The sequence below is a fragment of the Streptomyces sp. NPDC058741 genome, from assembly GCF_042746715.1.
Classification (GTDB): domain Bacteria; phylum Actinomycetota; class Actinomycetes; order Streptomycetales; family Streptomycetaceae; genus Streptomyces.
Window position 1 is genome coordinate 10,363 of sequence record NZ_JBHYQH010000072.1, and the last position, 7,262, is coordinate 17,624.

Annotated in this window: 4 protein-coding genes and 4 pseudogenes; 5 read left to right on the top strand and 3 right to left on the bottom strand. The window is 73.9% G+C overall.

The features are described from left to right. Both ACFW6P_RS31090 and ACFW6P_RS31095 read right to left on the bottom strand, forming a co-directional pair. Nucleotides 1-319, bottom strand: a pseudogene (locus ACFW6P_RS31090) (hypothetical protein); the annotation flags it as partial. 324 nt (nt 320-643) lie between these two features. Then, the gene (locus ACFW6P_RS31095) at nt 644-874 is read right to left on the bottom strand and encodes a hypothetical protein (protein WP_386353974.1); all 231 of its coding nucleotides are present in this window, start codon (nt 872-874) and stop codon (nt 644-646) included. Nucleotides 875-996: 122 nt separating this feature from the next. Between ACFW6P_RS31095 and ACFW6P_RS31100 the strand changes: the two are divergent. Together ACFW6P_RS31100 and ACFW6P_RS31105 are read left to right on the top strand one after the other, a co-directional pair. Further along, a pseudogene (locus ACFW6P_RS31100) lies at nt 997-1,707 on the top strand (ThuA domain-containing protein). Further along, a pseudogene (locus ACFW6P_RS31105) lies at nt 1,677-2,788 on the top strand (Gfo/Idh/MocA family protein). Before ACFW6P_RS31100 ends, ACFW6P_RS31105 begins: the two co-directional pseudogenes overlap by 31 nt. Nucleotides 2,789-2,801: 13 nt before the next feature. On the opposite strand, the gene ACFW6P_RS31110 reads toward ACFW6P_RS31105, so the two are convergent. Next, nucleotides 2,802-4,280: a glutamate-cysteine ligase family protein gene (locus ACFW6P_RS31110; RefSeq protein WP_386353976.1), complete on the bottom strand. Its 1,479-nt coding sequence runs from the start codon at nt 4,278-4,280 to the stop codon at nt 2,802-2,804. A 122-nt stretch (nt 4,281-4,402) separates the two neighbouring features. On the opposite strand from ACFW6P_RS31110, the gene ACFW6P_RS31115 reads away from it, so the two are divergent. The 3 genes and pseudogenes from ACFW6P_RS31115 (at nt 4,403) to ACFW6P_RS31125 (ending at nt 6,910) form a co-directional block, all read left to right on the top strand. Continuing rightward, the gene (locus tag ACFW6P_RS31115) at nt 4,403-5,656 is read left to right on the top strand and encodes an MFS transporter (RefSeq protein WP_386353978.1); all 1,254 of its coding nucleotides are present in this window, start codon (nt 4,403-4,405) and stop codon (nt 5,654-5,656) included. A gap of 286 nt (nt 5,657-5,942) precedes the next feature. Continuing rightward, nucleotides 5,943-6,110: pseudogene (locus ACFW6P_RS31120) on the top strand (SDR family oxidoreductase); the annotation flags it as partial. A 71-nt stretch (nt 6,111-6,181) separates the two neighbouring features. Continuing rightward, nucleotides 6,182-6,910, top strand: a complete 729-nt coding sequence (locus ACFW6P_RS31125; RefSeq protein ID WP_386353980.1) for a maleylpyruvate isomerase family mycothiol-dependent enzyme — start codon at nt 6,182-6,184, stop codon at nt 6,908-6,910. The last annotated feature ends 352 nt before the right edge of the window (nt 6,911-7,262 follow it).

A 7,262-nucleotide genomic window follows, 5' to 3' on the forward strand; every position in this document is an offset into this window, starting at 1 on the left:
GGGCCAGGGCGCCGCCCCCGGTGTGCATCCCGCCGTGCGGCTTCTCGTGCTTGCCCTGCCAGGAGTCCTTGCCGTGCTCCTTGTCCTTCTCGCCGTAGCCGTCCTTGTCGTGGTCGGCCTTCGCCCCCGTCAGAGCGCCGCCCCCGGTGTGCATCCCACCGTGCGGCTTCTCGTGCTTGCCGTCCTTGTCGTGCTCCTTGCTGTAGGAAGAGTCGTCGTGGTCCCAGTCACCCATCACCTGGGCGTAGGCGGCGGGTGCGGCGATCGCGAGGGCGGCGGTGGCCGTGGCCGTCGCGAGCAGCGTGCGGGCAGAACGCATCGGTGAGTCCTTCCGTCGCGGACCGGGCAGCTGACGCCTCGCCAGCTCACGAGACCCGGCCTCGACGTGAACCACCGTCAGTCACGCCGGGCCGTCTCACCATTCGGGGCGTTCACACGGGTTACGGCCCCACCCGTACGGCGGCAGAACGCACCCCCGCGGGCAGCCCCGTGCACGAGCGGCGCCTCCGGGTCCTCGCCGCCGTCTCCCCTGGTGGGACGGGGTGCGGACGGGCATCCCCCGAGCCGCGGCGGCAGGCGGACGTGCGCGCTGCCCGGACGGGGGACAAGGACCTCCGTCATCGGGGCGAGGGCCCGGTACCCGTCACTCCGGGCCGCCGCGCTCAGGACCCCGGTGACGCGGGCGGGCCCGGTCCGGGTCGACCGGTCGGGCCGCCGTCCCGGCCGGGACAAGGCCGCCGGCGATGAGCAGCCCCTGGGCCAGGGCGAGGCCGCAGCCCAGCACGGCCACGCCGCACGCCAGGGTCCACCAGCCGCCGGTGCGCCGGTACTCCGGGGGCGCACCGGGCGGCCCGGCCTCAGGGCGTGGGTGCACCGGGCGCCCTCCCGTTCGAGTCGTGCGGCGGAGGCGACCAGGCGTTCGTCCTCGGACGGGGGCATGGCATCTCTTCCCGCTCCTGACGGCGTCTCCAGGAACGGCACGGCACGGCCGGAGCCATGACACGTCCTGGGGTCCGCGGCGGATGGGAGGGGCACCAGCCGGTCCGGGCCACGGAGCTGTTCCTGGCCTTCCTCCGCGATCACGGATACGCCGACCGGGTCGAGGAGTCGATCGATGTCTACGCCGACGCCGCCGTCATGTCGGGGACCGACCTCGTCGTGCAGTGCGTGACGAGGTCGGAGATCACCCCCGAGCAGGTGGCGGGGCCGAGTGCGGCGGTCGTCGCGGGCACCGGACTCACCGGCTGGCACGGGGGGATCGCCGACCCGTTCCGTGCCAGTGCCGACTATCTCCACCTGGTGGGCGGCCGGTTCGCCTCGCGCCCCGGCAAGGAGCCGGCCCCGTGAGCGGCGGGGCGAGGCGGCGGGCAACGGCAACTTCCTGCCGCACGCCGTCGCGTTCACCCCGGCCGGGCACCCACACCCCGTCGCCGCCGGCCTGGAGGACTTCGGGCTGGAGACCGAGCAGTACCGGGTGCTGCACGACGACCTCATCGAGGTCCTGGCCACCACCACCCACCCGGCCCGGCCCCGGCAGCCCTGGCACCGGCCTGTCAGCTCGCCCGCCGTCTGGACCCGCGGGTGGGGTGCCGGGCGGATCGTGGTGACGACCCCCGGGCACAGCGTCGACGTGCTCGGGACTCCCCAGGTCCGCGCCATCTCGAGAGCGACATGCTGTGGGAGGCGCGCACCGCGGCGGCGTCGTAGGGCTCGGGGTCATCTCCCGGGCGTACCTGGACACGCTCGCCGGTCATCCCGCCGTGCGGCTCACCGCGGTCGCCGACCTGGACGCGACCCGTTCGGCCGCCGTCGCGGCCGAACTGCCCGAGGCCCGGGCCATGCCGGTCGACGCTCTGGTGAGCAGCCCGGACGTGGACACGGTCCTCGATCTCACCGTGCCCGCGGCGCACGCGGGGATCGCCCTGGGCGCCATCCGCCACGGCAAGCACGTCTACGGGGAGAAGCCCCTGGCCGCCCCGTTCGCCGAGGTCCGGGCCGTTCTGGAGGCGGCTGGGGCAGTGGGTGTCGGGGTGGGGTGCGCGCCCGAGACCGTTCTGGAGGCGGGCATCCAGACGGCCCGGGCGGCCGTGGAGGCGGGGAGGATCGGGCGCCCGCTGTCCGCCTCGGCCGTGATGGTCACTCCGGGCCACGAACGCTGGCATCCGCACCCTGACTTCTACTACACGGAGGGCGGCGGCCCACTGCTGGACGTGGGCCCGTACTACCTCACCTCGCTGATCCACCTGCTCGACCCGGCGTGTGCCGTGACCGGGGCCGCCGGGCGGCTGCGCGGCGAGCGGGTCATCGGTTCCGGTCCCCCGCGCGGGCGAGCGCATACCGGTCGAGGTGGACAGCCATGTCTCCGGGGTGCTGGAGCACGAGAACGGCGCGCTGACGACGCTCACCAGCAGCTTCGACGGGGTGGCGACCACGGCCGCGCCGATCGAGGTCCACGGCGAGACGGCGACCCTGTCGGTCCCCGACCCGAACCGCTTCGACGACGAGGTCCGCCCCCACACCCTCGGCGACACCCCGTGGCGCGCCCTTGCGGTCTCGGGGGCTACGAGGAGGGCGCGCGGGGCGCCGGGCTGCTCGACTTCCTCAGTGCCGGGGGACGGCGCGCTCACGGCGAACTCGCCCTGCACGTACTGGAGACGACGACCGCCCTGCTGCGCTCCACGGCCGAGGGGCGGCGCGTGGAGCTGACGACGACGGCCGGGGGCCGGCGCCCGTACCGCTGACACCGACGCGGGAGTGGCGGGGCCGGGCCACGCCCAGCCCCGCGTGACCGGGTGGTGCGGTCAGTCGACGGGCCAGGTGTGCGCGGGCGCGTTCATGTGCATGTAGTCCATGTACGTCCTGGTCATCCGGCGCAGCGCCTCGTCCCGGTCGGGGACGCGGGCCTTCTCCAGGTGGTGGACCGTCTCGGCCTGCCAGGTGGCGCCGTTGCGGGCGGTGACGCAGCGCTGTTCGATGATGCCGAGCAGGGGTTCGCGCCACGGGTCGTCCATGCCCGCCAGCTCGAGGCCCCGGTGGGCCAGGGGCAGCAGGCGGCGCAACACCAGTTCGGTGACCGGGACTTCGCCGACGCCGGGCCAGAAGAGGCGGGCGTCGATGCCGTCGCGGGCCGCGGTGTGCAGGTTCTCCTCGGCGACAGCGAAGGACATCCGCGTCCACACCGGCCGGTCCTCGTCGACGAGGGCGCGGGTCAGCCCGTAGTAGAAGGCGCCGTTGGCGATGATGTCGGCGACGGTGGGCCCGGCGGGCAGGACCCGGTTCTCGATGCGCAGGTGGGGACCGCTGTCGGTGACCGCGTAGACGGGTCGGTTCCAGCGGTAGATCGTGCCGTTGTGCAGGGTGAGTTCGCCGAGCTGGGGCACGCGGCCGCTGTCGAGTTCCCGCTGCGGGTCCTCGTCCTCGCACAGCGGCAGCAGGGCCGGGAAGTAGCGGACGTTCTCCTCGAAGAGGTCGAAGACGCTGGTGATCCACCGCTCCCCGAACCACACCCGGGGGCGCACGCCCTGCGCCTTGATCTCCTCCGGGCGGGTGTCGGTGGCCTGCTCGAACAGGGGGATGCGGGTCTCGCGCCACAGCTCACGGCCGAAGAGGAACGGCGAGTTGGCCGCGAGGGCGATCTGCACGCCCGCGATGGCCTGGGCGGCGTTCCAGTAGTGCGGGAACTCCTTCGGGTCGACCTGGAGATGGAACTGGGTGCTGGTGCAGGCCGCCTCGGGGGTGATGGTGTCGGCGTACGTCGCCAGGCGCTCCACGCCGTCGACCTGGATCCGCAGGTCCTCGCCGCGGGCCGCGAAGATCTGTTCGTTGAGCAGCCGGTACCGCGGGTCGCCGGACAGGGCGGCCTCGCTCACGTGCGACTCGGACAGGGTGGGCAGGATGCCGACCATGATCAGGTGGGCGCCGACGGCGGCGGCGCGGTCCTCGGCGTGGTTGAGGGCGTCGCGGATGGCCTGCTCCCAGGCTCCGGGGCCGCCGGCGGTCAGCTGCCGCGGGGGGATGTTGATCTCCAGGTTGAAGCGGCCCAGTTCGCTGGACCAGGCGGGGTCCGCGATGGCCTGGAGCACGTCGGTGTTCCGCATCGCCGGGAGCCCGTGGTCGTCGACCAGGTTCAGCTCGATCTCCAGGCCGACCTGGGGGCGCTCGCTCTCGAAGCCGGACTCGCGCAGCATCTGCGCGAGCACCGCGAGACCGGTCTGCATCTTCTCCCGGTAGCGACGGCGGTCCTCCCGTGTGAACACCAGGGCCGGCACGTCACGTCCCATCGTGCCCTCCGGAGCAGCGTCGGCGGTGGCCTACCGTCCCAGCGTCGCACCTTGTCCCCTCTCGCGCACCCACCTAGCCTGATTTTGTGCCGCAGATAAACAAATCCCGAGCGCACAGTGCCGTGCCGGGAGACAACCAGTCCCTGACCCGACTCCGCGTCGCCCTCACCGTGTTCTTCGCCCTGGACGGCTTCGTGTTCGCCGGCTGGGTCGTCCGGATCCCCGCCATCAAGCAGCAGACCGGCGCGTCGGCCAGCGCCCTGGGACTCGCCCTGCTGGGCGTCTCCGCGGGTGCCGTCATCACCATGCCCCTGACCGGTCGGCTGTGCCGTCGCTACGGGAACCACCAGGTCACCGTCGTCTGCGCGGTGCTGCTCTCCCTCAGCGTCGCCCTGCCTCCGCTCACCCGTTCGGCCCTCGCGCTGGGGCTCGTGCTGCTGCTCTTCGGGGCCGCGTACGGCGGGATCAACGTCGCCTTCAACAGCGCCGCCGTCGAACTGGTCGCCGCGTCGCGACGGCCGGTCATGCCGAGCTTCCACGCGGCGTTCAGCCTGGGCGGCATGATCGGCGCGGGTCTGGGCGGGCTGGTCGCCGGGGCGCTGTCCCCCGCGCGGCACCTCCTGCTGCTGAGCGTGACGGGGCTGCTGGTGACGGCCGCCGCCGGACCCACGCTCCTGCGCCAGAAGCCCCCGGCCCCACCGGAGCCGCAGGAGCCGCAGGAGCCGCGGGAGCCCTCGGATCGCAAGCCTCCGGTACGGAGCGCCCCGCGCCGGCTGGACCGCCGCACCCGGGGTCTGGTGGCCGTCTTCGGCCTGATCGCCGGGTGCTCGGCGTACGGGGAGGGAGCGCTGGCCGACTGGGGCGCCCTGCACCTCGAACAGGACCTCGACGCCTCGGCGGGGGCCGCGGCCGCCGGCTACTCCTGCTTCGCGCTCGCCATGACGGTGGGGCGGCTGACCGGCACCAGCCTGCTGGAGCGCCTGGGGCGGACCCGGACGGTCGTCGCGGGCGGCACCACCGCCGCGGCGGGCATGCTGCTCGGCGCGCTCGCCCCGTCCCTGTGGGCGGCACTGCTCGGGTACGCGGTCACCGGCATCGGCCTGGCGAACCTCTTTCCCGTGGCCGTGGAACGCGCCGGCGCCCTGGCCGGCCCCGGCGGCGTCGCGACGGCCTCCACGCTGGGGTACGGGGGCATGCTCCTCGGCCCGCCCGCCATCGGCTTCATGGCGGACTGGTTCACCCTTCCGGCCGCACTCACGAGTGTGGCGGTGCTGGCGGCGGTGGCGGCGGTCGTGGAAGCGGTCGTGGGAGCGGCGGCCCGGCGGAGCGCGGGGGCCCCGGCGGCGGCGGACGGCCCGAGCGCAGGCGACGCCTGAAGACCGCGGGAAGCGGGAGCGGACGGGGTGTTGGGGGCTGCCGCCCATCCCCGGGCGGGGTGTCCCGGGCGCAAGGCGGGGCTCCCGCGCTCCGCCGGGCCGCCGCACCTCCCCAGGGTCCCGGACCGCCACCCGGCCCCCGGGCGAGGCGCCCCGGGCCGCCGCACCTCCCCGCCGGACGCCTGATCGGCACGGACATTCCCGGGTATCCGTGGCTCGGAGTGATCATCGCGCCCTGGCGTGGCGTACCTGTTCACCGGGCCTCATGCCGGTGAACGAGGACGCAGAGCCGGCGACGCTGCCGGACACGCAGTCGTTCGGCAAACAGGCGCCCATCGGACGTCCGGCGCAGCCCGCCGAGATGGCACCGGCGTACGTCTTCCTGGCCTCGCGGGAGGCGTCGTACATCACGGCCGAGATCGTCAACGCGACGGGCGGTACGCCGCTGCCGTAACCAGGGCCACCGGGAGCGCGCTGCCGGAAAATCCCGGCACGGCGGCGCGCTTGTGCGGCAGACTCGGTGCCATGGAGACCGCCGAGTACCTCAGCGCGCTGGAGACCGAGGGCAGGCTGCTGGCCGCGGCCGCCGAGCAGGCCGGGACGGACGCGAAGGTGCCGACGTGCCCGCAGTGGCGGGTGAGCGATCTGCTGCGGCACACGGGGGCGGTGCACCGCTGGGCCGCGGCGTACGTCGCGGACCGGCACCCCGAGCCCCGCCCCCTGGCCGAACCCGCCGGCCTCGACGACGCGGACCTCGTCGCCTGGTACCGCGGCAGCCACCGCCACCTCGTGGACACGCTGGCCGCCGCCGCGCCCGACGTGGAGTGCTGGGCGTTCCTGCCCGCGCCGTCCCCGCTGGTCTTCTGGGTCCGGCGGCAGGCGCACGAGACGGCCGTGCACCGCTTCGACGCCGAGTCCGCACGCGACGGTGAACCGAACACCGTCACTCCGGAGTTCGCCACCGACGGTATCGACGAGCTGCTGCGCGGCTTCCACGCACGGCCCAGGAGCCGGGTCCGTACGCCCGAACCGCGCGTCCTGCACGTGCGCGCGGAGGACACGGGCGCGGTGTGGACCGTACGGCTGTCCTCGGAGCCGCCGGTGACCACGCGGGGCGCGTCCGGGGTGCCCGAGTGCGAACTGCACGGCTCGGCAGGGCAGTTGTACTTCGCCCTCTGGAACCGCCTCCCCCTGCCGGGCGTCTCGGGCGATCAGGCACTCGCCTCGCTGTGGCGGGAGGCGTCGGGAATCTGACCGGGGCCTGTCAGGCCTGGTCGTCGGGACCATCTGAGGTTCGGGACCCCGCAGCCTGACCGCCTGCCTCGTCTTCAGCTTGCGGAAGCTCACGCCGACCACTCGGTCCTCCTTCGCCCTGCTCGCCTCCCTGCCCGCAGCCGGCTGACGGACTGGTGCTTCGCCCTGCTCAGGGCCATCCGGGGTGCCGGTCTCGCGGCAGGCGACGAAGTGGTCGAGTGCGCGATGATGGAGGCACCGGACGGGGAAGGGAACGGCGACTCAGCTTGACGTTTAACGTCGCAGGTCACCCGACCTGCTGACCTGCGGTTATTTCCGGGACAGCGGAGGCGGCCGTTCTCCACGCTTCGAG

Excerpts from the sequence above, each read along its gene's own strand:
- ACFW6P_RS31110 (WP_386353976.1), bottom strand. The coding sequence starts at position 4,280 with ATGGGACGTGACGTGCCGGCCCTGGTGTTCACACGGGAGGACCGCCGT.
- ACFW6P_RS31125 (WP_386353980.1), top strand. The coding sequence starts at position 6,182 with ATGGAGACCGCCGAGTACCTCAGCGCGCTGGAGACCGAGGGCAGGCTG.